This window comes from Mesorhizobium ciceri WSM4083 (genome assembly GCF_000519305.1).
GTDB lineage: Bacteria > Pseudomonadota > Alphaproteobacteria > Rhizobiales > Rhizobiaceae > Mesorhizobium > Mesorhizobium ciceri_B.
On record NZ_JAFG01000003.1, the window covers coordinates 793,742 to 815,543 of the forward strand.

Here is a 21,802-nt window from a genome sequence, read left to right on the forward strand (position 1 = left end):
TCTCGGATGGTGACGCTCGGCCTCATCGGCTTCGGCACGATCGCGCGCGAGATCGTCTCCGCTTTCCCAGTGGACTCGGTTCGCTGGGTGGCGCTGATGCGCGAAGGTACCCGCCGCGACTTGCCGGCGAATGTCAGCACTGTCACGCAGCTTGACGCGCTGATCGGTCCGCGCCCCCTGGCGGTGGTGGAGGCGGCAAGCCAGGAGGCGGTGGCCGCTTATGTGCCCGCGCTTCTCGACGCCGGCATCCCGACCATCATCGCTTCGATCGGTGCATTCGCCGATCCGATCCTTGCCGCGAGGCTGACCAATGCTTCACGCAACGGCGGCGCACGCTTGGTCCTGCCGTCAGGCGCGTTGGGCGGCCTCGACTACCTCAGGGCGATAGCGGCACTTCCTGAGGCGCGGGTCCGCTACACCTCGCGCAAGCAGCCGACAGCCTGGACGACGGAGTTGGCCTCCGCCGGCCTTTCAGCGGACACTGACGCCATAACCCTCTTCGAAGGCACGCCGGCGCAAGCGGCAAAACTCTATCCGAAAAACCTCAACGCCGCCTTCGCCGTTGCGCTCGCGGCAGGCATCGACAAGGTCACCGTAAGCGTGGTTGCCGATCCGAAAGCCACCGGCAACACGCATGAAATCGAGGTCGAGAGCACCGCCGGCACCGCTTCCTTCCGCCTCGTCAACGCGCCCTCGCCCAACAATCCGAAGACCTCAATGCTCACGGCGCTCAGTCTCATCGCGGCGCTCGGCGAGTTGCTCGACAGGGAGGGCCTCAGCTGATGCCCTTCTTCACCGCCGCCGATGGCTGCCGCATCCACTACCAGACATCAGGCAGCGCTGGCCCACGCCTCATCCTCATCCCCGGGCTCGGCGGTGATGGGAGGTTCTGGACCGGCGTCGTACGCCTGATCGAGGCCGACCATCGCGTCATCGTCACCGACCATCGCGGCGCCGGTCGCAGCGATCGCCCCGAACGCCCCTATTCCATTCCCCTGATCGCCAGCGACATTGCCGGCCTGCTGGCGCAGACGGGCGGTCCCGCCCATATTGTCGGGCATTCCACTGGTGGCGCCATCGCGCAGGTGCTGGCGCTCGATCATTCGGAACTTGGCCTGAGCTATACGATCAGCAGTTCCTGGGCGCGAGCCGACGGCCGTTTCCGCACGCTCTTCAGCGCTCGCGCCGAACTGCTGGAGGCCGGCCTGGCCGAGACCTATCAGCGCCTCGGCCATGTGCTCTGCCACGAACCGTCCTACCTCGAAACGCATGCCGGGGAACTCGACGCAGCCGTCGCCGCCGCCCCTGGCACCCTGGCGCCGCTGACAGTCAGTGCTGCGCGCGTGCGCATGCTGCTCGACCACGATCGCCTTGCCGATCTGCCGCGCATCGACGCCCCGGTTCAAGTGATTGCGGCCACCGGCGATATCCTGACACCGCCAGCCCTTTCGGAGGCGATCGCTGCGGCAATACCGGATGCCCGGTTTGTTTCAGTTCCCGGTGCGCATTTTCACCCCCTCGCCGACCCCGATGGTCTTGCCGCCATCATTCGCCGTTTCATTGTCGAAGCTCACCTTGATCGCAAAGCATCATGATCGCTGACCTCAGCCCCGCCCTCCTCGACCCGCGCCTCAAGCCTGGCGCCGACCTCCTCGCCGAAGGACGCGCCATGGCGCGCGACTGGCGCCTCGGCAGCTGCCGCTTCCTCACCGAAACCGGAATGCCGTCCGAAGCCGCATGGAAGCGCAAGGCAGCGGCCGAAAAGCGAGTCATGCAGCACGCCCATATCGGCTTCAGAAGCGTCGACCGCACCGTGGCCGCGATCGGCGAGGTGCATGAGCAATGCCGCAAGGCAGGGGTAACGGTCGACCGTTTCGGCATCACCCTCGACTGGTCGATGGGTTATCCCCAAGCAATGCGTGCAAAGGCTGCGCGCGGCACCGGCATCGTGCTCACCGGCCCAGAGGATTTCGCCCGCATCACCAACGCCGCGCCCGCTGCCGCGCATTTCGGCGACTTCATGCTCGGCCTGCCGGGTGCTGTGGAAAACACCCGCGCCGCGATCGCCGCCGGTGCAACGGCCATCGGCAATCTGGGGCAGTATTTCACCTTCCGGCTGCCCTACTGGGACGATGATGTGGCGACCACCGAAGCGACCGTCACCGCCCTCGGCCTGATCGCGGCCCAGGATGCCGAAATCCTTGTCCATTCCAATCTCGACGACGGCTTCGCCGGGCTGTTCATCGACATGGCCTGCGCGCTCGGCATGGTGCTGGTCGAAAAGCACATCGTCGAGGATCTGATCGGCGCGCGGCTCGGCCATTGCTACGGCCACCACTTCAGCGATCCACTGTCGCGCGCTGCCTTCCATGCCGCGCTGGTGCGGGTCAGCGATACGCCGGGCACCATGATCTTCGGCAACACCGTTTCCTACCAGTCAACCCCGGCAGGCAATTACGCAAGCCTGGCGAGTTATCTCCTGGCCGACATACTGGCTGTCGGGCGATGGCCCTCCGGCCATGCGATCAATCCGGTACCGGTAACCGAGAACCAGCGCATTCCCGATGTCGACGAGATCATCGACGCACAAACCTTCGCGCACCGGCTCACGCTGCACGCCCCCTTCTACGACCCCGTCTTCGACTGGGCCAGGGTGGAGGCGATGGCCGATGTGCTGGTCGAAGGCGGGCGTCGCTTTGCCGGTGCCGTCATGAAAGGGCTGGCCGAGCGCGGGGTGGATACCGAAGACCCGGCCGCGCTGATGTTCGCCATCCGCCGCATGGGGCCGAAGCGCATGGAGGCGCTGTTCGGCCCGGGCGCGGACGGCATCCGCGGACGCACGCCGCTGATCCATGCCGAATGGGCCCGCGAACTCAACCACAAGGCCGTCGCCTGGGTCGCGACGCAAAAGCCGCTGGAAAGCCCTAGACCCCTGACCGTCTGCATCGGCACGACCGACGTGCATGAGCACGGAAAATATCTCGTCGAACAGGCGCTCGAAGGCCTGGGCATCGTCATCGCCGATGCCGGTGTGGCCGTCGACCCGGAAACACTCGTCGCCCGCGCCGCCGAAACCGGGGCCGATGCGATCGCGGTCAGCACTTACAATGGCGTGGCGCTGCGTTATGCACAGGCGGTGAAAGCAGCGATGGCGGCACGCGGACTTGCCTTGCCGGTGCTCGTCGGCGGACGATTGAACGAAGTGCCCAAGGAGTCCAATTCGGGCCTGCCGGTCGACGTGACCAAGGATATAGCAGACCTAGGCTGCCTGCCCTGCGCCGACCTCGACGAGATGCTGAGTGCCCTGCGTTCCATCCGGCCCGTTGCCTGAAACGGGCAGGCTTCGTCTTACGCAACGGCAGGCACGCGCCTCACCAGGCGGTCATGCCGCCGTCGACCGTCAGGATCGAGCCGGTGGCGAAAGAGGATTCGTCACTGGCGAGCCACAGGATTGCATTCGCGATTTCAACCGGCTGCGCGACGCGATTCATCGGTGAGCGCGCGTTCAATGCCGCGACGAACCCCTGAGGATCGGGATGGGTTTCCAGCATGGTTTCGAAATAGCTCGACCAGGTCACACCCGGCGCCACGGCGTTGACCCGGATCTTGTCTGCAACATGGTCAAGCGCCATGGCACGCGTCAGCGCCGCGACGCCGCCCTTGGAGGCGACATAGGCCGCCCGATCGGCAAGTCCGACATGGGCCACGTTGGAAGCGGTGTTCACGATCACCCCGCCACCACCCGCGGCCATGACGGGAATGACATATTTGGAGCAGAGAAAGACGCCCTTGAGGTTCACTGCCATGAGCGCGTCCCAATCCTCCGCTGCGGTGGTGACAACCGAACCGCGTATGCCGTAACCGGCATTGTTGACCAGAATGTCCACCCGGCCGAAGGCCTCTTGCGCTTGGCGCACCATCGTTGCCACAGAGGCCTCGTCCGAGACGTCCGCCTCCCAAGCCAGCGCTCCGGTCCTGCCGGCCACCTCGCTGGACCGCGCGCCGTCGCGATCGACGACCAGAACGCGCGCGCCCTCCTTCACAAACAGTTCCGTGACGGCCGCGCCGATACCGGCGCCGGCTCCGGTGACGATGGCCGCCTTACCCTCCAAACGCATGATCGATCCCCTTTTCACAAACTTGTTTTGCCCTATCTTGCAGAAGCGCTTGCAAAGTGTCGACACTTTTGTATTTAATTTCGGCACCAACTCGGGGATATCGGTGAAAAACACTCCTTCCGTCGAACAACATCTGGAAATCTATCGCCGGATGCTGCTGGTGCGGCATCTCGAAGAGGGCCTTGGGACGCTTCACAAGGAAGGACGCACGCGCGGTCCGATCCATCGCTGCGATGGCCAGGAAGCCGTCGGCGTCGCCGCGACCGCCGTGCTGGAGGCCGGCGACAAGGTCGCCACCACCCATCGTGGCCACGCGGTCTATATCGGCAAGGGCATGGCTGTGCACCCGGTTGTGGCCGAGATCTTCGGGCGGGCCACCGGTGCCTGCGGCGGACGCGCCGGCCACATGCTGGTGGCCGATGCCGAAAAGGGCGTGATCGGCGGCAATGCCATTGTCGGCGCCGGCATTCCAGCCGCCACCGGCATGGCGCTGTCGATGCAGATCCTCGGCACCGGCAATGTCGCCATGTGCATTTTCGGCGACGGCGCCGCGCAAACCGGCATCTGCCACGAGGCCATGAACATGGCCGGGCTCTGGAAATTGCCGGTCGTCTTCGTGCTCGAACACAACCAGTTCGGCCTGACCGTTCCCTCCGAGGTCCAGTCACCGGTCGAGGATCTGTCGATCCGCGCCGCCGGCTATGCGATGCCGGCCGAGATCGTCGACGGCAATGACGCGGTGGCCGTCTATCGCGCCGTGTCGGCCATGGTCGAGCGTGCCCGGCGTGGCGAGGGTCCCGGCATGGTCGAATGCAAGACCTACCGCATCGAGGGTTTTTCCACCTCCGACATGGGCGGCTACCAGAAGCCGGAGGACATTGCGGCCTGGAAAGAGCGTGACCCGCTGCTCGTCTCGCGCAAGGCGCTTTTGGGCGACGTCGGCGAGGCGAAACTCGCCGAGATAGAGGCGGCAGCCAAGGCCGAGGTGGCCGAGGCTTTCGAGACCGCTCTCTCCGACCCGATGCCCGAATTCTCGCTGGACGAAGCCTGCAACCCCTACAGCGAGGCACACTGACATGGCCATGATGCGGTATGCCGAAGCGCTCAATGCGGCTCTGCGCGAAGAGATGCAGGCCGACCCTTCCGTTTTCGTCTTCGGCGAGGACATCGGCCGCTATGGCGGCGTCTTCAAGGTGACGAAAGGGCTGATGGAGGAATTCGGCGAAACGCGGGTGCGCGACACGCCGATCTCCGAACAGGCGCTGACCGCCATGGCGGTGACCGCCGCCATGACCGGCACGCGGCCGGTGCTTGAAATCATGTATGCGGATTTCGTGCCGCTGACACTCGATGCGCTGGTCAACCAGGCCTCGATCTACAATTACATCTGGAACGGCCAGGTGAAGATGCCGTTCGTGCTGCGTACGCAGGGCGGCGGCGGCGCCGGCGCCGGCGCGCAGCACTCCAAGTCGCTCGATTCCATGCTTGCCCACATACCCGGCATCAAGGTCGTTGCTCCTTCGACGCCCGCCGACGCCAAGGGCATGCTGAAGGCCGCGATCCGCGACGACCAGCCGGTGGTCTTCCTCGAACACAAGCTGCTCTACAACACCCGCGGCGAGGTGCCGGAAGGCGATGTGACCGTGCCGCTCGGCAAGGCGGCAACCCTGCGCGAAGGCAGCGATATCTCGATATTCGCCACCTCCAAGATGGTGGTCGAGGCCCTGAAAGCCGCGGATCTTCTCGCAGCCGACGGTGTTTCGGCCGAAATCGTCGATCTCCGGTCGCTGCGCCCGCTGGATGTCAACGCCATCGTCGCCTCGATCGCGAAAACGCACCATGCCGTGGTGGTCAACGAGGGCTGGCGCTTTTGCGGCTACGCCGCCGAGCTTTCGGCAACGATCATGGATCACGCCTTCGACGAGCTCGACGCGCCGGTCGCGCGCGTCACGCTGCCGGACATGCCGATCCCCTATTCCGAGCCGCTGGAAACGGCGATGCTGCCAAGTGCCGAGAAGATCCGCACCGCCGCGCTGAAGACGCTGAAGTGACGGAGGCGGCGGCGATGGCGACCCATCCGATCAGCATCGACAGCGCCGGCGGCGAATATATGGAAACCGTACTGGTGATCGCCTGGGCGATGAAATCGGGCGATCCGGTCAAGACCGGTGATCTTCTCGTCACCGTAGAGACAGCCAAGGCAGCAACCGAGATCGAAGCCGACCGCGACGGCTGGCTGGCCGAAATCTTCTTCGCCGAGGGACAGGAAGCGCCAGTGGGCGCCGTGCTCGGCACGATCGCGGACGCGAAGCCGATGGCTGGCCAGCCAGCCTCGGTCGGGCCGGCGACAGCAGCCGCCGCGGCAGCCAATCCGCGCGAGCTTGTGGCTGACGAAGCCTCTTCCTCCATCCGGCCGCCCGGCAGCCGTGCAGTCGCAAGCCCGCTGGCCCGGCGGCTTGCCGCTTCGGCCGGGCTCGACCTAGCCACCATTTCGGGAAGCGGCCCGCACGGGCGCATCAAGAAGCGCGACATCGATGCCGCCCTCGCCGCCCGCACGAACGAACATGACGATGCAGGCCAGCGGACGCCGACGGCAGTCCAGACATCCCCTGTTGCCGCGCCGGCGCTGGCCCGACAGACGGCGCCCGTGGTCCTCATCCATGGCTTCGGGTCGGATCGTTCCGTGTGGCGGCAGGTCGTCCCCTTGCTCCAGTCGGGGATCGACACGATCAGCCTCGACTTGCCCGGCCATGGTACGGAATCGGCAAGACCCGCAAGCAGCATCGAGGAGATTGCCTTCCTCCTCTCCGACCGGCTGGAGGAAATGGGCGTGGGCAATGCCCATCTCGTTGGCCACTCCCTCGGTGGCGCAGCGGCTCTCGCACTCGCCCGGCTTGGCCGTCTCGCGGTGCGGTCTGTCACACTTCTTGCTCCAGGCGGACTTGGCCCCGAGATCAATGCCAGCTTCATTGCGGGTCTTGCCCGCGCGACCACGGTGCAGGCTCTGCAGCCGTGGCTGACTGTCATGGTCGGCGACCCCGCGGCCTTGCCGAGCGGCTATGCGCAGGCAGCCCTCAGACAGATGGAAAAGGCCGGCAATCGCGACGCAATCGCGGCGATGGCCGAAAGCCTGTTCCCGGACGGCACGCAGGGTTTCGATCTCGCGGGCGCGCTTGGCGAACTCGCCGTCCCGACGCGGCTCATCTGGGGCAGGCTCGACCGCGTCATCCCGGCCGCTCATGCAGCCCGCGCGCCGGGCTTCACCGCTGTTCATCTTCTCGATGGCGTCGGCCATGTACCGCAGATTGAAGCGCCGGTGCTCACCGCCCGGCTGATCACCGAGACGGTGCGAAGCGCCGGCTGAGCCGGCAAGACCATCGCGCCCGCGTCAAGGGCGCCACGACAGAATGTCAGAAGGAGTGCCCGATATGATCTTCGACCATCGCACCTATACCGCCCGCCCCAACAAGCTGTCGCATTTCCTCAAACTCTATGAGGACGTCGGCCTGCCGATGCAGCGGCATTATCTGGGCGAGCCTTTCGGCTTCTTCCAGACGCATATTGGCGACCTCTCCCGTACCGTGCATCTGTGGCAATTCGAGAGCCTAGCCGACCGGGAGGAGCGGCGCGACCGCATGGAGGCAGACCCGGAATGGCAGGCCTACCGGCGCAAGGTGATCGAGACCGATTATCTTCTCGACATGCGCAACCAGATCCTCAAACCCGTCTCCTTCTTCAATCCCGGAAAGTAAGATGGACCTGATTTTCTCTGCCGAGGGGCGCAGCTGGCCGCTGCGCCTGACTGGCGATGCCGAGCGCACGCGCCGCGCGCTGCTTTCGGCCTTGCCGATGCGTCTGCAGCTGCACACGCCGAAGATCGCCGGCAGCCATATCTATTGGCATGCTCCCTTCGTCGAGGATATCGAGGGTGCTACGCATGTGCTTTCCGCGACCGCCGGCGCCTTCATCTACTGGCCGGTGCGGCAGTTCCTCGAAATCACCTTCGCGCCGCTCCAGGCGGAGAATGCCGAGATCACCGTTCTCGGCCATCTCGACGCGCCGGTGGAAGGCATTGCCGAACTTGCCGCGACACTGAAACAGGACCAGGGCCGCCGCATTCTGGAAGGCACGCTTGTCCGGTCGGATGGCGGCGTGTCCGAGCCTTCGCCGCCATCGTCGCTGCCACAGGATATCATTGCCGCTCGCAAGGCGCTGTGGGTGTCCTGTCCCGCCGACATCAGCCGGGTCACCGCATCACGCGCCATCATGCACCCGGCAGGGCCTGTCTTCACCGCGGAATCAGAAGCGCGGGTGCTGCACGAATTCCTCTGGTGGATCCGCGCCGAGCGCGGCCGGAAGGACGAATTGGTGCTGCGCCAGGCGGCAGCAATCGCGCTCGACAAGACCGCGACCCGGCTGCGCGATTTCTGCCACATGGAGGAAACGCCTGCCCTGCTTTTCCGGCTCGAGGCGGCGATGGACGGCAACTATCCGTTCGGTGCGCTGATCGACGAGGCGATCCTGGCTACCGGGCGGATCGGCGCCTGGCTCGATCTTCTCATCCCGTGGAACGACCTCAACGAGGCCTTCCGCGCAGCGCTTGACGGCAGGAAGGCCGGGTGATGCAAAAACTGACCATCGGCATTGTGGGTTTCGGCGTCATCGGGCAGCGCTGGACGGCTTGCTTTGCCCATGCCGGCCACACGGTGCGCGTGTTTGATCCGACTGAGCGGCGCGAACAGGCTTTCAATGAGGTGCTGCCTGCACTCATGGCCGACCTCGATGCGTTGAAAGGAACCTCGCACGCGCCCGGCGAGATCCATCTTTTTCCGACGCTCGCCGAGACGCTCGAAGGCGTCGATTTCGTGCAGGAGAACGGTCCGGAAGACCTGGCCCTCAAGCGCCGGCTGCTCGCCGAGATCGAAGATCATATCGGTGACGAGGTCGTCATCGCCTCCTCCTCCTCGGCCCTGCTGGTGTCCGACATGCAGGGCGAGTGCCGCCTGCCCGGCCGCGTCGTGCTCGGCCATCCCTTCAACCCGGCGCATCTGATGCCGCTGGTCGAGATCGTCGGCGGCAAGACGTGCGATCCACAGGCGATCGCCCGGGCGCACGCCATCTATGAGGCCATCGGCAAGAAACCGGTGACGCTCAACCGGGAAGTCACCGGCCATATCGCCTTGCGCCTGATGGGCGCCATGTGGCGCGAGGCAATCGCTCTGGTGCGCGACGGCGTCGCCTCGGTCGAGGACGTGGATCGTGCCTTCATGTATGGGCCGGGCGCGAAATGGACCCTGCAAGGTTCGTTCATTTCCAACAGCCTCAACGCCGATAGCATCGAGGACTTCCTGCGCAAATATGGCCCGACCTATCAGGCGATCTGGGACACGCTGCTCGACGCAAAGCTTGACAGCGAGACCATCCGCTCGATCACGGCTTCGACAAATGCGGCGGTGGGCGGACGCAGCCACGAGGAACTGAAGGCCGCGCGCGAAGCTGGCTTGGTCGGCATTTTGAAAACAGTGGCCGCACACGGTGCACTCTAACCGTCACGGAGAATGGCCATGACCTATCGCACCGCCCTCGTCACCGGCGCCTCGAAAGGCATCGGCGCTGCAATCGTCGAGAGCCTGATCGCGGAAGGATTGACCGTCCATGCGCTGGCGCGCAACCATGACGCGCTGCAGGCCCTTCAGGAGAGGCTCGGGCCACGCGTGAAACCGCTTGTCGCCGATGTGCGCGACAACGAGGCGATCGCTTCTGCGCTCGGTGCGGCGGAAATCGATGTCCTGGTCAACAATGCCGGCGGTCTGGCGACCGTGCGCCCCCTGCACGAACAGAGCGCGGAGGAAACAGCCGAGGTGGTGGCGCTGAACCTCACCGCACCCTTGCAGCTCATCCGCATGTTGCTGCCGGACATGATCGCCCGCAAGCGTGGCCATATCTTCAACCTGACCAGCACGGCGGCCAGTGGCGTCTTTCCAGGCACGGCGACCTATGGTGCGGCAAAGGCCGGCCTTTCCCAGGCCGGCCGCATCCTGCGCTATGATCTCGCGGGCACCGGCGTGCGGCTGACCGAGATCGCCCCGGGCCGTGTGGAAACGGATTTCTATCTGAAGGCCTTCGACGGCGACCGCGAGGGCCTGCACAAACGCATGTACTCGCAACAGCGGCCGCTCGGCCCGGCCGACATTGCCGCCGTGCTTGCTACCGCGCTGCGGATGCCGGATCATGTCGACATCGCCGAACTGACCGTCGCGCCGAGCGAACAGGCGCCCGGCGGCCATACCTATCCGCCCGCGCCGCAACGATGAGCATGCGTGGCGTCAGCGACGCGGCGCCTCAGTCCGGCTCGGTCAATTTGTCGAGCACGGCCGTGCAGGCCTCCTGCCAGGCCGCAGGCACTCCGCGCGCCGAAAGCACCTGCAGACCCCGCTCGGTGATGCCGCCCGGTGTCACCAGCTCCTCGAGCATCTGATGCATCGGCTGGTCTTTCTCCTCAATCAGCCGCCCGGCGGCCACGAACGTCATCGCCGTCAGCCGGCGGCCAATTGCCGGATCGAGACCTCGCGCGCTCGACCATTCAGTCGTCCTGCGGATCAGATCCTGCACCCAGCCATAGATGGCAGCATTGACCGTCGCCAACTCGAAGTCCGTTTCGCTGGCCAGAGCGATCGAGGGGCCAAGCCGGTCGAGGACCGCCCGCGCCTGCTCGAGGTCGGGGAAATAGATCGTCGGACTGGCACAGATTTCGGAAGCCGTGAACGGCATGGCGCGCACCGCGCGCGCAGGCGCGACAGCAAACCGCGATAGCGCTACGCCGGCGCAAACCGAAACCATTGTTTGGTCCGTGCGCCACGGCAGGCCAGCGACCGCGTCCGGCGCATGCACGGGCCGCACCGCAACAATGACGACATCGGACCGTTCGACGAGGTCGCGATTGTCGATCGCCAGCCGAAAACCGTGCCGGGCGGAGAGTGCCGCCGCCTTGCCCCGCGGCGACAGCACGATCGCCGCGGGATCAAGCCCGGAACGCAAGAACCCAGCCAGCATGGACGTCGCCAGATGCCCGACCCCAAGAATGCCTACAATCATTGTTGTCCCCCGGATTTGAACCTGCTGCTTGCCATTCACACGAAGTTGGGAAAGAAAGGCGCTCTACAAAGTGTCGACACAACCTGCATACAAATCAGATGAGAACCGTCGTGACCGAACGAGCCGAGACCAGTGCCGATAGCGACCCGTCCCTTGCCGCTGAAGCGGAGACGCGCCGCGCTGCCGATAGCAGCGAACGCGCCTACAACACCATCCGCAAGCTCCTGGTCGAATTCAAGCTGAAGCCCGGAGAGCGCATCAACGAGGTCCAGCTTTCGCGCAGCCTCGGCGTTTCGCGCACACCGATCCGCGAGGCGCTGAACCGGCTCGCCTCCGAGGGTTTCGTTTCGCTCACCCCCAATCGAGGCTTTTTCGTCAGAAGCCTCAGCACCGAGGGCCTGCTCGATCTCTACGAGTTCCGCTCGATCATCGAGTGCGCTGCTTTCAAACTGATGTGCGAGCGCGCCGACGACAGCGAAATCGACCGGCTGCGGAGCTACTGGGAAGCGATCGTCGACGCCTACCCGGACCAGCCGCCGGATGTCATCCTGGCCGAGGACGAAGGCTTCCATCTGCTCATCGCCGAACTCTCCGGAAATCCCGAACTTGTCGGCCAGCTCAGCTCCATCAATGCGCGCATCCGCTTCATCCGCCGCATCCAGATCGAACATCCTTCGCATGACAAGGCACAGATCACCTCCCATTCGGCCATCGTCGAGGCCGCCGTCAAGCGCGATGCCGAGAACGGCACGAAACTGTTGCGCGAACATATCGAAATGACCGTCTCCGCCACGCAGCAAGCGCTCAAGGACGCCTTGCTCAAGGTTTTCGCGCCCGACAATGGCGCCGAGCTGAAGCGTCGCCGAAGGGCTCGCGACGCATAATCGATATCTGAGCACAAAATTGAACGCAATAGTGTCGACACTTTCTTGACGACGATCCCTTTGTCTGCTTCGATGGGCTTACACGGGGAAGAAGACCGCAACGGCCTCCCCTGTCGTAGTCAGCAGCTAAGGGGAACCATGATGAAAAAAACTATCGCCACACTTCTTCTCGGCGCCTCGCTTTTTGCAGCGCCGGCCATGGCCGAGCAGATTACCGTCGGAATGTCCGCGCCGCTCTCGGGCGCGCAGGCCTATTTCGGCAGCACCTGGCACAATGGCTTCAAGCTCTACGTCGACAGGCTGAACGCCGATGGCGGCGTCAATGGCGTCACCATTGCCTATGACCAGCAGGACGACAAGGCCGACCCGCGCGAGGGAACGCTCGTCGCCCAGAAATTCTGCGACAATGACAAGGTCGTGCTTGGCCTGGTGAACTTCAATTCCGGCGTCGCCCAGTCGACGCTGCCGATCTATGAAGACTGCACGCTGCCGACCATGACCTTCGGCTCCAATCCGTCTCTCACCAAGCAGGGCTACAAGTTCATGGTGCGCCCGGTGGCCAACGATCTGGCCGGCGCATTGTTGCCAGCCGAATATGCGCTGGGCAAGCTCGGCGCCAAGACTGCCGTGATCGTCAACGACAAGCAGGTCTTCGGCCAGGGCATTTCCGAAATCTTCGCCAAGAACTTCGAAACCGGCGGCGGCAAGGTCCTCGATACCATTGCCGTGGCGCCGTCCGACGTGGACTTCACCGCTGTGCTGGCCCAGATCAAGTCCAAGAAGCCCGATGCGATCTATCTCGGCGCCGTCATGCCGCAGCTGGCGCTCTTTGCCAAGCAGATGCACGAGCAAGGTATCGCCGCCGTGCTAATGGTGCCGGACGGCGGCTACACGCCGGACCTCATCAAACAGGCCGGCGAAGCCAATGTCCAGGGCACGCTTGTCGCGATCCAGGTGCCGCCGATGGATGCCTCCCCCGAGATCGCCGATTTCGCCAAACTCTACAAGGCGAAGTATGGTGAGGAAGCCGGCCCGTATTCGATCTACGGCTATGTACAGGGCCAGATTTTGGAACAGGTGCTGAAGACGACGAAAGGCCTCACGCGTGAGGACCTCAACGCGGCATTGCATGCAGTCAAGGCGAAGACCGTCGTCGGCGAGCTGGAATTCGACGAAACCGGCGAACTCAAAGTCGCCCCATCCTACCTCTACAAGGTGGAGGGAACGGGCTTCCATCTCGTCGGTTCGAAATAGCAGCCAGACCGCCGGAGCCGCATCGCTACGCGCGAAGCGGCTCCTTCACCTGTTGACGGGCGTGCCTGCCGCAAGTACGGGCGGCCACGTCGACCATTCCCCTTCCCGGTTCGACCGGTCCATGGGGTTGCAGGCACAGGACGCCGGCCCATGCTGGGAAATCTTATCCAACAAACGGTAAATGCGCTGACCATCGGCTCGATCTACGCCCTGATCGCGCTCGGCTACACCATGGTCTACGGCGTGTTGCGCATGATCAACTTCGCCCATGGCGAGATGTTCATGCTCGGCGCCTATGTAGCGTTTCTGGCGCTCAGCCTGCTGGTCGGCGATGTCGGGATGTCGGGCGCGCTGGCGCTGACCGTGGCCTTTCTCGTGGCGATCTTCCTCGTCGGCCTCATTGGCGTCGGCATCGAAAGGGTCGCCTACAAACCGCTGAGAAGCTCCACCCGGCTCGCGCCGATGCTGTCCTCGCTCGGCGTCTCATTGTCGCTCGTCACCGGGGTGCAGATCCTGGCCGGCCCACAGCCGGTTGCCTTTCCCAGCTTCTTCCCCGTCGTCCGCTATCAGGTGATGGGCGGCACCATCACCTTGATGCAGATCGGCATCCTGATCGCCGCCTTCGTGCTGATGTTCGGCCTGCATGTCCTGGTCAACCGGAGCCGTATCGGCATTATCGTGCGCGCCGTGTCGGAAAGCCGTCCGACCGCGCAGCTGCTGGGCATCAACGTCAACGGCGCCATCTCGATGGTGTTCTTCGTCGGGCCGCTTCTCGGCGCTGCCGGCGGCATCCTCTATTCCAGTTACTATGGCATCATGTCGCCCAGCATGGGCGCGGTCATCGGGCTGAAGGCCTTCACCGCGGCCATCCTCGGCGGCATCGGCTCGATCCCCGGCGCCATGCTCGGCGCCTTCATCCTGGCTTTCATCGAAGTGTGGGGAACCGCGCTGCTGCCCATTGTCACAAACGGCGTGCTCGGCACCGAGTATCGCGACGTTCTCGCCTTTGCGATCCTCATACTCGTGCTTCTGGTCCGTCCTGCCGGTATACTCGGCGAGGCCGTCTCCGAGGAAAGCATCGTGTACAAGAGGGAATTCTGATGGCCGCCGCCGACACTCTCGCCGCGGCCCGGCCGCCTGCGAACCGGACCATCTCCTGGCTCGTCTTCGCCATCGCGATCGCGCTGATCGTGGCCACGCCCTTCCTGCCCAACTACCATGTCCGTGTCCTCAACAGCCTGCTGATCTACATCCTGCTCGGCATCGGCCTGAACATCGTGATCGGCTATACCGGGTTGCTGGATCTCGGCTTCGTCGCCTTCTACGCGGTCGGCGCCTACAGCTATGGACTGCTGGCAAGCCCGCAGCTCGGCCTGCATATGCCGTTCCTGCTCATCCTGCTCGTCGCCGCCTGCCTGGGTGCGGTCACCGGCATATTGCTCGGCATTCCGGTGTTGCGATTGCGCGGCGACTATCTGGCCATCGTCACACTTGGCTTCGGCGAGATCATCCGCATCATCATCAACAATCTCGACTGGCTGACCGGAGGGCCGCAAGGCATTGCCCGGCTGGACAAGGCGTCGATCCTCGGCATCCAGATTGCCCGGCCGATCGACTTCTTCTGGCTGCTGCTGATCACCGTGCTCATCGTAGGCACCGTGGTCTGGCGGCTCGAGCGCTCCATCCTCGGCAAGGCGTGGGCGGCGATCCGCGAGGACCAGGACGCCGCGCGCGGCATCGGCATCAACACCACCAATGCCAAGCTTGCCGCTTTCGCCACCTCGGCCACGATCGGTTCCATAGCCGGCGCGATCTTCGCCGCATCGCAGCGTTTCGTCAGCCCGGAAAGCTTCACGCTGCAGGAATCGGTGCTGATCGTGCTGATGATCGTGGTCGGCGGCATCGGCAACATCTTCGGCATCGTGGCCGGCGCGGCAATCCTGATCCTGCTGCCGGAGCTGCTGCGCGAATTCGCCGAATGGCGCATCCTCTTCCTCGGTCTTTTGATGATCTCGCTGATCATCGCGCGCCCGGCCGGCATCGTGCCGCGCAGCTTCGGGCCGGAGAAACTGATCCGAGGGCTTTTCGGAAAATGACGCTGGTCTTTCAGAGCCTTCGCAAGGTGTATGGCGAGGTCGTCGCCATCGACGGCGTGTCGACCGACTTCGCTCCCGGCATGATCCACGGCGTGATCGGACCGAATGGCGCCGGCAAGTCGACGCTGATCAACATGACGGCTGGTTCCTACACAGTGTCGTCGGGCTCGATCACGCTCGACGGCAAGCGTCTCGACAAACTCAAGAAATACCAGATCGCCAATTCGGGCATTGCCCGCACCTATCAGAACATCCGCCTCTTCGACCAGATGTCGGCGATCGAGAACCTCGAAGTCTGTTTCTATCCCGCCGAGGTTGCGGCCGCCTGGAGGGAAGTGATCTGGCCACCCTATGCCAACGCCCAGCGCCGGCGCCGGCGTGAGAAATGCATGGAAATCCTGCGGTTTTTTGACCTTCAGGGCTACGCCGACGTCGATGCCGGGGGCCTGCCCTATGGCCGACAACGCATGCTGGAGATCGCCCGCGCCTTGGTCGCCAATCCGCGCGTCCTGCTGCTCGACGAGCCCGCCGCCGGATTGAACCACCACGAGACGGCGGAACTGACGGCAAAACTCACCGCGTTGCGTTCGCCCGACCGGATCATGATCGTCGTCGAGCACGACATGGATCTCGTCATGACGCTCTGCGACAGCATCATCGTCATGCATCACGGAAAGCTGCTCTTCCGGGGCACGCCCTCCGAAGTGCAGGCAAGCACCGACGTCCAACTCGCCTATCTGGGAACCGCCAATGACATCGACGACATCCGGGCCGCTGCTCAGGATCGCCGGGCTCAGCTCGGGATACGGGCGCGTCGGCGTTCTTGAGGCCATCAGCATTGACGTCGATCCGCACGAGATCGTCGTCATCCTGGGTCCGAACGGCGCCGGCAAGACGACGCTGCTCAATTCCATCTCCGGCGTGGCGCGGCCCACCGCCGGCAGCATCGCCTTCGAAGGCCGCGACATCACCGGGATGCGCCCCGAACAGGTCGTGCGTCTCGGCATCACCCACTGCCCGGAAGGCCGCCAGATCTTCCAGCGCCTGACTGTGGAGGAAAACTTGGTCGCGGCCCATATCGGTCGCGGCGGGAAGAGTTTCGAGGCGTTGCGCGCCGAGGTGTTCGAGCTGTTTCCTGTTCTCAAGGAACGGCGCAACGGCATGGCAAGCCGCATGTCCGGCGGCCAGCAGCAGATGCTGGCGATCGGGCGCTCGCTTATGGCCGAGCCGAAGCTTCTGATGCTCGACGAGCCGTCTCTCGGCCTTGCCCCGAAGATCGTCCACCAGATCTTCCGCATCATTCTCGACCTGTCGCGCAACGGCATTTCGATCCTGCTCGTCGAGCAGAACGTTCAGCTGGCGCTCGAATGCGGCGACTACGCCTACCTGCTCAACACCGGCAAGGTGAAGCTGCATGGCCCGGCGCAGGAAATGGCCGCGCATTCGGCCCTGAGGGAACACTATCTCGGCGGCGCCAGCGAGGACGTCCTTCATGTTTGAGGTCGACTGGAAGACGCCGCATCTGTGGCGCAAGACCGCGAACAGACGCCCGGCCGCACCGGCGTTGCAAGGCGACCTGAAGACGGACGTGCTGGTGGTCGGCGGCGGCTTCACCGGCATGGCCGCGGCACTCGGCGCGCGCGACAGCGGCGTCAATGTCATCCTGCTTGAGAGCAACGAAATCGGATCGGCAGCGTCGGGCCGCAACAACGGCCTTGTCATCTCCCACCATTCCAAGGCCTCGCCGGCGGAGCTCGAGGCAGTCTACGGCAAGACGATCGGTGAGCGCTACAATCGCATGGTTGCGGATGCGGCCGGCGTCGCCTTCGGCCTGATGCAGCGCTTCAACATAGACGCCCACCAGGTTCAGGAAGGCTGGATCCAGCCCGCTCACACCGACACCACGCTTGCCCGCGCGCGCCAGTTCTACGAAGAGTGGAAAGCCTTCGGCGCCAATGTCTCCTGGCTTGACCGGCCCGAGGCCAGCGCGCGCATCGGCAGCCCCTATCTCGGCGGCTGGATGGTGCACAATTCCGGCCACATCAATCCGTTCGCCATGATTATTGGCCTTGCCGGCGCCCTTGAGCGCGAAGGCGTGACCATCTTCGAGAACGCCCCGGCGTCTCGCATCGAGAAGGTGGAAGGCGGCTGGCGCGTCTTCACCGCAACGGGAAGCGTCACGGCGCCAGAAGTGGTGCTTGCCACGAATGCGCTTACCGGCGACCTCTGGCCTGGGCTGAAGAAGACACTGATGCCGTTCAAGGTTTTCCAGGCCGCGACAAACCCGCTGCCGGAAGGCCTGCGCACCCAGATCCTTGTCGGCAACCCCGCGGTGTCCGACATGCGCAACGACATCCGCTATTTCCACTACGACGTCGACGGCCGGCTGGTGAGCGGCGGCACGCATACATTCTGGTTTGACGAGGCCGACCGCGGTCGCGCCAAGGTCTCGAGCATGCTGGGCAAGGCTTTTCGCGCATTCGGCGGCGAACCCCCGATCGTGGAATACTGGCATGGCACCTTTGCCGTGGTGCCTGATCGCAGACCTCGCCTCTATCGCCTGGCACCCGGCCTCGTGTTTGGCGGCGTCTATTCCGGCCGCGGCGTGGCATTGGCAATGTCACTTGGCCAGGAAATCGGCCGCTGGGCGGCAGGCCGGCGCCGGGACGAGCAGATGCCTTTGCCGGTCACCAACATGAAACCGGTTCCGTTCCATCCGGTCGCCGTGCAGGTCGCGAACCGCATGCATCTCTGGAACCGCTTCAAGGATCGAAGCTCTTGATGACATTATAGGCCGACGATGCTGATTTTTGTGCCGGCGGCTTGATGGTCCAGCCAAGGTGTTGTCTTGGCACTTCATGTCATGGGGCGGCGGCAGTCCCTCTCCAGGATTTGAACCAATGCGCGCGGCACTGTGAGCACCGAGCCCCCAAGCCCCGCCGAAAACTCGTCGCGCCGGAGTCCTTCAAGCTCCGCCACCAAGGCTTTCAGGCTGCGTGTCAGCGTCTCCCTGTCCATGCCAGCGTTCAGCCCCGATTGCCACGACCGCGAGCGTCGTCGCCCGCCGCTTCGTCTCGCGCTTTGTCAGTGCCCCGAGCCATACCCGGAGAGGGGTTGATCCAAGGTTGCGACCTGCCCGGCAGGGATTCGCATCTGGAAGAAGAATCCCGAGTCTTTGCGCCATAGATACATCGCCCGCTCCAGGTGCACGTTTAGGTGTGCGCTTCTGGATAAAGGGCGATAATTACACAACAGAATCAAATACTTAGTCTATGGTGGGTCCGGAGGGACGCCGTTTCCTATAGGAAATCAATACGTTACGGGATGGTTCGCCAATCCATTTCCTTCGTATTCTCTCGTATGGTCGGGCGAACCTAACGACCAGAAGGAGGACTAGTTTTTCCTGCACGCGGTTTCTCTTCATCCCACAGAAGCGTTGATGACCCCGTGACGAACGCGGCTGCTTTGGGGCCGAGAGCGAACGGGGCCGCTTCGAGGCTCGAATTGGCAGAAACGGGTCTTTAGCATCAGAAACAGCAACTAATGCGTTCGTGTGGGTGCAATCCTCAGCTTTTCTACGCATATGACACGCACATTCAACGGTCGCGGTTTGCAGCATGCCATGAAGGATTTGATCTCGCACAAGGACCAAGGCCCCTGGATGGCTAGGTTCCGCGCATGGTCCTCAATCTGCTCATCGGTACCATCGTCATAAGTCTGACGGTCCTGGTCCATACGTTTGGTCTGATCGCCGTCACGCATGCGATGGGATACCTCGTCGCCCGGTTTCGCATGCATGGGCGCCGCAGCCGGATCGTCGCGATGATCAGTGTGGTGATGGGGCTCTTCGCCGTCATGACAGCGGAGGTGTGGCTGTGGGCAGGGCTATACCGGTTGCTCGATATCTTCGCCGACTTCGAGACTGCACTCTATTTTTCGACCATCACCTTTTCGACGGTCGGCTACGGCGACATCGTGCCCGCTCATGCGTGGCGTGTCCTGGCGGCGCTCGAGGGCGTAAACGGGTTCCTGCTCATCGGCTGGTCGACCGCCTATCTGATCGCGGCGGGCACCCGCATCGGTCCATTCAAGGCCGGCGAGCATTTCTGACGGCGATGCTCACACCGCCACCGAATGCCTGGCTTTCCCGATTTCAAAATACTTGTCGAACTTTGCCGCGATGCCCCTGACAAAGGGACGGCTTTCCGCCGGCACGACGAAGCGGTCACCATCGAGCTCAAGCAACCGCGCGGGATCGTGGAGGGCTGTGGAACTCGCCTTGACGAGAAGTCTTTGGCCGGCCTCGCCAAAGCGCTCCACTAGGTCGATTGCGGAGAAGCCGAAATCGCACATCAGGCGCTCGATGATCCAACCGCGAACGCGGTCGTCTTGGGAAAACGCAATCCCCCGGACAGCGGCCAACCCGCCGTCTGCGACCATACGCCCGTACTCGGCGGTTGAAGGCATGTTCTGTGCATAGCCTTGCCGAAACTGGCTGATGGACGATGGGCCGAGGCCGATCAAGGTTTCGCAACGATCCTCGGTGTAGCCCTGAAAATTCCGGTGCAAGGTCCCGGCGCGGGCCGCAAGCGCCAGCGCATCGCCCGGCTTGGCGAAATGGTCGAGCCCGATTGCTTCGTAGCCCTGGTCCACGATCGCCTGCGCGGCCTGTTGCGATTGGGCAAACCGTTCCGCCGGACCGGGCAACCAGGCCTCGTCGATCATCGTCTGATGTTTCTTGAACCACGGAACATGGGCGTAGCCAAAAAGCGCGATCCGGTCCGGTTCCAGGGTCAGTGCCTGCGCGACTGTAGACGCGACGCTCTCCCTGGTCTGGTGCGGCAGGCCGTAGAGCAGATCCAGATTAACGGATTCGACGCCGCGCGAACGAACGCCGTCAACGACCGTCTTGGTTTGCAGGAAGCTCTGCTCGCGGTTGATTGCCTTCTGCACCTTCGGATCGAAATCCTGGACGCCGAGGCTCGCCCTTGTCATGCCGATTTCGGCAAGCGCGTCGAGGCGGGCACCGTCCATATCATTGGGTTCGATTTCGACGCTGATCTTGGCGTCGGGAAGAATGGCGAAGCTGTTGCGCAAGACAGCTCCCAGCGTCACCAAATCTTCGGGTTTGAGCATGGTCGGCGAACCGCCGCCGAAATGGACAGCACGCACGCGGCCCCTGCCTGCAACAAGACCGGCGACGGTGGCGATTTCGGCATGCAGGGAACGAAGATAGGTGGTCACCGGCTCGTAATGGCGTGTCTGCTTGGTATGGCAGGCACAGAACCAGCAAAGCTTGTCGCAGTAGGGGATGTGCAGATAGAGCGAGATCTCGTCGCCCTCGTCGAGCGCCTGCAGCCAGTCACGACAAACGGCAGCGTCAACGCTTGCATTAAAATGCGGCGCTGTCGGGTAGCTCGTATAGCGCGGCACGTTTTCGCCAAGTCTGGCAACTAATTCTGGCCGCATGTCCCTATCCGCTCCACTTTGCATGGCGCGACATTGGTCAAATTGGACGCCGGCAGCCTTGATTTCGGTCAAAGCCGCCCCCGGACAAACTGCCACAAGGTTTTTTTGTCCGCAGATGGTTACGTTGCGGGCACATGGAACCCTTTGGACGATCAAGATGACGGTGCGCCAAGACGTTCACAGTTCCGGCACTCCCGTGCTTTGCCAATCGTGCGAAGCGCGCCATCATGGCGTTTGCGGCGCGCTCGATCCCGATCAACTGATGGGCCTGGCCAAGACCTCATCGAAGCATACCGTTGAACCGGGCGCAGAACTGATAGGCGACACCGAGGCTGTCGACAGCTATTCGAACGTGCTTTCAGGCGTGGTGAAGCTCACAAAGAGCCTGTCGGACGGACGCCAGCAGATTGTCGGCCTTCAATTCGCCCCCGATTTTCTGGGGCGGCCGTTCAAGGTGGAAAGCGCAATCAACGCCGAAGCTGCAACCGCCGTTTCCCTGTGTTCGTTTCCAAAGGCCGCTATCGAACGGATGATGAAGGAATCACCGGAACTCGAGCATCGACTTCTCAAGCAGACACTGAACGAACTCGACGAAGCCCGCAACTGGATGGTGACGCTGGGGCGCAAGAGTGCTTCGGAAAAGGTGGCGAGCTTTCTTCTCATGATCGCCAGGAACATCGACCCCGCGCTCGACCCCTCCGCCCAGTCGACAAGTTTCGACTTGCCATTGACCCGCGCCGACATCGCCGATTTTCTCGGTCTGACGATCGAGACAGTTAGCCGCCAGTTGACCAGGTTGCGATCAGATGGCGTGATCCGGATCGAGAACAATCGGCATGTAACAGTCGATAACCTGAACCGGCTACAGCGCCGCTCCGGCGCTTAG

Annotated in this window: 22 protein-coding genes; 19 read left to right on the top strand and 3 right to left on the bottom strand. The window is 63.6% G+C overall.

The window, feature by feature from the left end; genetic code table 11:
* Nucleotides 1–6 precede the first annotated feature (6 nt).
* The 3 genes from MESCI2_RS0104005 to MESCI2_RS0104015 are packed head-to-tail and all read left to right on the top strand — an operon-like array spanning nucleotide 7 to nucleotide 3,331.
* Nucleotides 7–783 (top strand): aspartate dehydrogenase, encoded by a 777-nt coding sequence (locus MESCI2_RS0104005; protein WP_032900305.1) that lies wholly within the window; start codon nucleotides 7–9, stop codon nucleotides 781–783.
* Nucleotides 783–1,595: an alpha/beta fold hydrolase gene (locus tag MESCI2_RS0104010; protein ID WP_027035430.1), complete on the top strand. Its 813-nt coding sequence runs from the start codon at nucleotides 783–785 to the stop codon at nucleotides 1,593–1,595. The genes MESCI2_RS0104005 and MESCI2_RS0104010 overlap by 1 nt, the downstream gene beginning before the upstream one ends.
* Entirely contained in the window at nucleotides 1,592–3,331 is a 1,740-nt protein-coding gene (locus MESCI2_RS0104015) for a cobalamin-dependent protein (RefSeq protein ID WP_027035431.1), read from the top strand. Before MESCI2_RS0104010 ends, MESCI2_RS0104015 begins: the two co-directional genes overlap by 4 nt.
* Before the next feature lie 40 nt (nucleotides 3,332–3,371).
* Here MESCI2_RS0104015 and MESCI2_RS0104020 read toward each other — a convergent pair whose 3' ends face one another.
* Nucleotides 3,372–4,118, bottom strand: a complete 747-nt coding sequence (locus tag MESCI2_RS0104020) for an SDR family oxidoreductase (RefSeq protein ID WP_027035432.1) — start codon at nucleotides 4,116–4,118, stop codon at nucleotides 3,372–3,374.
* Between the two features lie 103 nt (nucleotides 4,119–4,221).
* Between MESCI2_RS0104020 and MESCI2_RS0104025 the strand changes: the two genes are divergently transcribed.
* The 7 genes from MESCI2_RS0104025 (at nucleotide 4,222) to MESCI2_RS0104055 (ending at nucleotide 10,432) form a co-directional block, all read left to right on the top strand.
* Nucleotides 4,222–5,193, top strand: a complete 972-nt coding sequence (locus tag MESCI2_RS0104025; RefSeq protein WP_197031504.1) for a thiamine pyrophosphate-dependent dehydrogenase E1 component subunit alpha — start codon at nucleotides 4,222–4,224, stop codon at nucleotides 5,191–5,193.
* Nucleotide 5,194: 1 nt separating this feature from the next.
* Nucleotides 5,195–6,169, top strand: a complete 975-nt coding sequence (locus MESCI2_RS0104030; protein WP_027035434.1) for an alpha-ketoacid dehydrogenase subunit beta — start codon at nucleotides 5,195–5,197, stop codon at nucleotides 6,167–6,169.
* Nucleotides 6,170–6,183: 14 nt separating this feature from the next.
* Nucleotides 6,184–7,482 carry an acetoin dehydrogenase dihydrolipoyllysine-residue acetyltransferase subunit gene (locus MESCI2_RS01000000134205; RefSeq protein ID WP_155936569.1) on the top strand — a complete coding sequence of 433 codons (1,299 nt, stop codon included), beginning with the start codon at nucleotides 6,184–6,186 and terminating at the stop codon, nucleotides 7,480–7,482.
* A gap of 64 nt (nucleotides 7,483–7,546) precedes the next feature.
* Nucleotides 7,547–7,870, top strand: coding sequence for an NIPSNAP family protein (locus MESCI2_RS0104040; RefSeq protein ID WP_027035435.1), 324 nt, complete (start codon nucleotides 7,547–7,549; stop codon nucleotides 7,868–7,870).
* A gap of 1 nt (nucleotide 7,871) precedes the next feature.
* Nucleotides 7,872–8,741 carry a hypothetical protein gene (locus MESCI2_RS0104045; protein WP_027035436.1) on the top strand — a complete coding sequence of 290 codons (870 nt, stop codon included), beginning with the start codon at nucleotides 7,872–7,874 and terminating at the stop codon, nucleotides 8,739–8,741.
* Complete coding sequence (locus MESCI2_RS0104050) at nucleotides 8,741–9,664, top strand: 3-hydroxyacyl-CoA dehydrogenase NAD-binding domain-containing protein (RefSeq protein ID WP_027035437.1); 924 nt, start codon at nucleotides 8,741–8,743, stop codon at nucleotides 9,662–9,664. The genes MESCI2_RS0104045 and MESCI2_RS0104050 overlap by 1 nt, the downstream gene beginning before the upstream one ends.
* A gap of 18 nt (nucleotides 9,665–9,682) precedes the next feature.
* Nucleotides 9,683–10,432 carry an SDR family oxidoreductase gene (locus MESCI2_RS0104055; protein WP_050596453.1) on the top strand — a complete coding sequence of 250 codons (750 nt, stop codon included), beginning with the start codon at nucleotides 9,683–9,685 and terminating at the stop codon, nucleotides 10,430–10,432.
* A 28-nt stretch (nucleotides 10,433–10,460) separates the two neighbouring features.
* Here MESCI2_RS0104055 and MESCI2_RS0104060 read toward each other — a convergent pair whose 3' ends face one another.
* Nucleotides 10,461–11,213: a pyrroline-5-carboxylate reductase family protein gene (locus tag MESCI2_RS0104060; RefSeq protein WP_032900306.1), complete on the bottom strand. Its 753-nt coding sequence runs from the start codon at nucleotides 11,211–11,213 to the stop codon at nucleotides 10,461–10,463.
* 110 nt (nucleotides 11,214–11,323) lie between these two features.
* Here MESCI2_RS0104060 and MESCI2_RS01000000134210 point away from each other — a divergent pair, with 110 nt between their 5' ends.
* The 8 genes from MESCI2_RS01000000134210 to MESCI2_RS0104105 all read left to right on the top strand — a co-directional run bounded on the left by MESCI2_RS01000000134210 (nucleotide 11,324) and on the right by MESCI2_RS0104105 (nucleotide 19,557).
* Nucleotides 11,324–12,097, top strand: coding sequence for a GntR family transcriptional regulator (locus MESCI2_RS01000000134210; RefSeq protein WP_197031505.1), 774 nt, complete (start codon nucleotides 11,324–11,326; stop codon nucleotides 12,095–12,097).
* Nucleotides 12,098–12,235: 138 nt separating this feature from the next.
* Entirely contained in the window at nucleotides 12,236–13,351 is a 1,116-nt protein-coding gene (locus MESCI2_RS0104070; RefSeq protein ID WP_027035440.1) for a branched-chain amino acid ABC transporter substrate-binding protein, read from the top strand.
* 150 nt (nucleotides 13,352–13,501) lie between these two features.
* On the top strand, nucleotides 13,502–14,452 hold the full coding sequence (locus MESCI2_RS0104075; protein WP_245270206.1) for a branched-chain amino acid ABC transporter permease: 951 nt from the start codon (nucleotides 13,502–13,504) through the stop codon (nucleotides 14,450–14,452).
* Nucleotides 14,452–15,447, top strand: coding sequence for a branched-chain amino acid ABC transporter permease (locus MESCI2_RS01000000134215; protein WP_081738585.1), 996 nt, complete (start codon nucleotides 14,452–14,454; stop codon nucleotides 15,445–15,447). Before MESCI2_RS0104075 ends, MESCI2_RS01000000134215 begins: the two co-directional genes overlap by 1 nt.
* Nucleotides 15,444–16,274, top strand: a complete 831-nt coding sequence (locus MESCI2_RS0104085; protein WP_027035442.1) for an ABC transporter ATP-binding protein — start codon at nucleotides 15,444–15,446, stop codon at nucleotides 16,272–16,274. The genes MESCI2_RS01000000134215 and MESCI2_RS0104085 overlap by 4 nt, the downstream gene beginning before the upstream one ends.
* The gene (locus MESCI2_RS0104090) at nucleotides 16,198–16,947 is read left to right on the top strand and encodes an ABC transporter ATP-binding protein (protein ID WP_050596456.1); all 750 of its coding nucleotides are present in this window, start codon (nucleotides 16,198–16,200) and stop codon (nucleotides 16,945–16,947) included. The genes MESCI2_RS0104085 and MESCI2_RS0104090 overlap by 77 nt, the downstream gene beginning before the upstream one ends.
* Nucleotides 16,940–18,229, top strand: a complete 1,290-nt coding sequence (locus MESCI2_RS01000000134220) for an NAD(P)/FAD-dependent oxidoreductase (protein ID WP_032900307.1) — start codon at nucleotides 16,940–16,942, stop codon at nucleotides 18,227–18,229. Before MESCI2_RS0104090 ends, MESCI2_RS01000000134220 begins: the two co-directional genes overlap by 8 nt.
* 896 nt (nucleotides 18,230–19,125) lie before the next feature.
* On the top strand, nucleotides 19,126–19,557 hold the full coding sequence (locus MESCI2_RS0104105; protein WP_027035444.1) for a potassium channel family protein: 432 nt from the start codon (nucleotides 19,126–19,128) through the stop codon (nucleotides 19,555–19,557).
* 9 nt (nucleotides 19,558–19,566) lie between these two features.
* Here the strand turns inward: MESCI2_RS0104105 and hemN are convergent, their stop codons facing one another.
* Nucleotides 19,567–20,916, bottom strand: a complete 1,350-nt coding sequence (hemN, locus tag MESCI2_RS0104110; protein ID WP_027035445.1) for an oxygen-independent coproporphyrinogen III oxidase — start codon at nucleotides 20,914–20,916, stop codon at nucleotides 19,567–19,569.
* A gap of 157 nt (nucleotides 20,917–21,073) precedes the next feature.
* On the opposite strand from hemN, the gene MESCI2_RS0104115 reads away from it, so the two are divergent.
* Entirely contained in the window at nucleotides 21,074–21,802 is a 729-nt protein-coding gene (locus tag MESCI2_RS0104115) for a Crp/Fnr family transcriptional regulator (RefSeq protein ID WP_027035446.1), read from the top strand.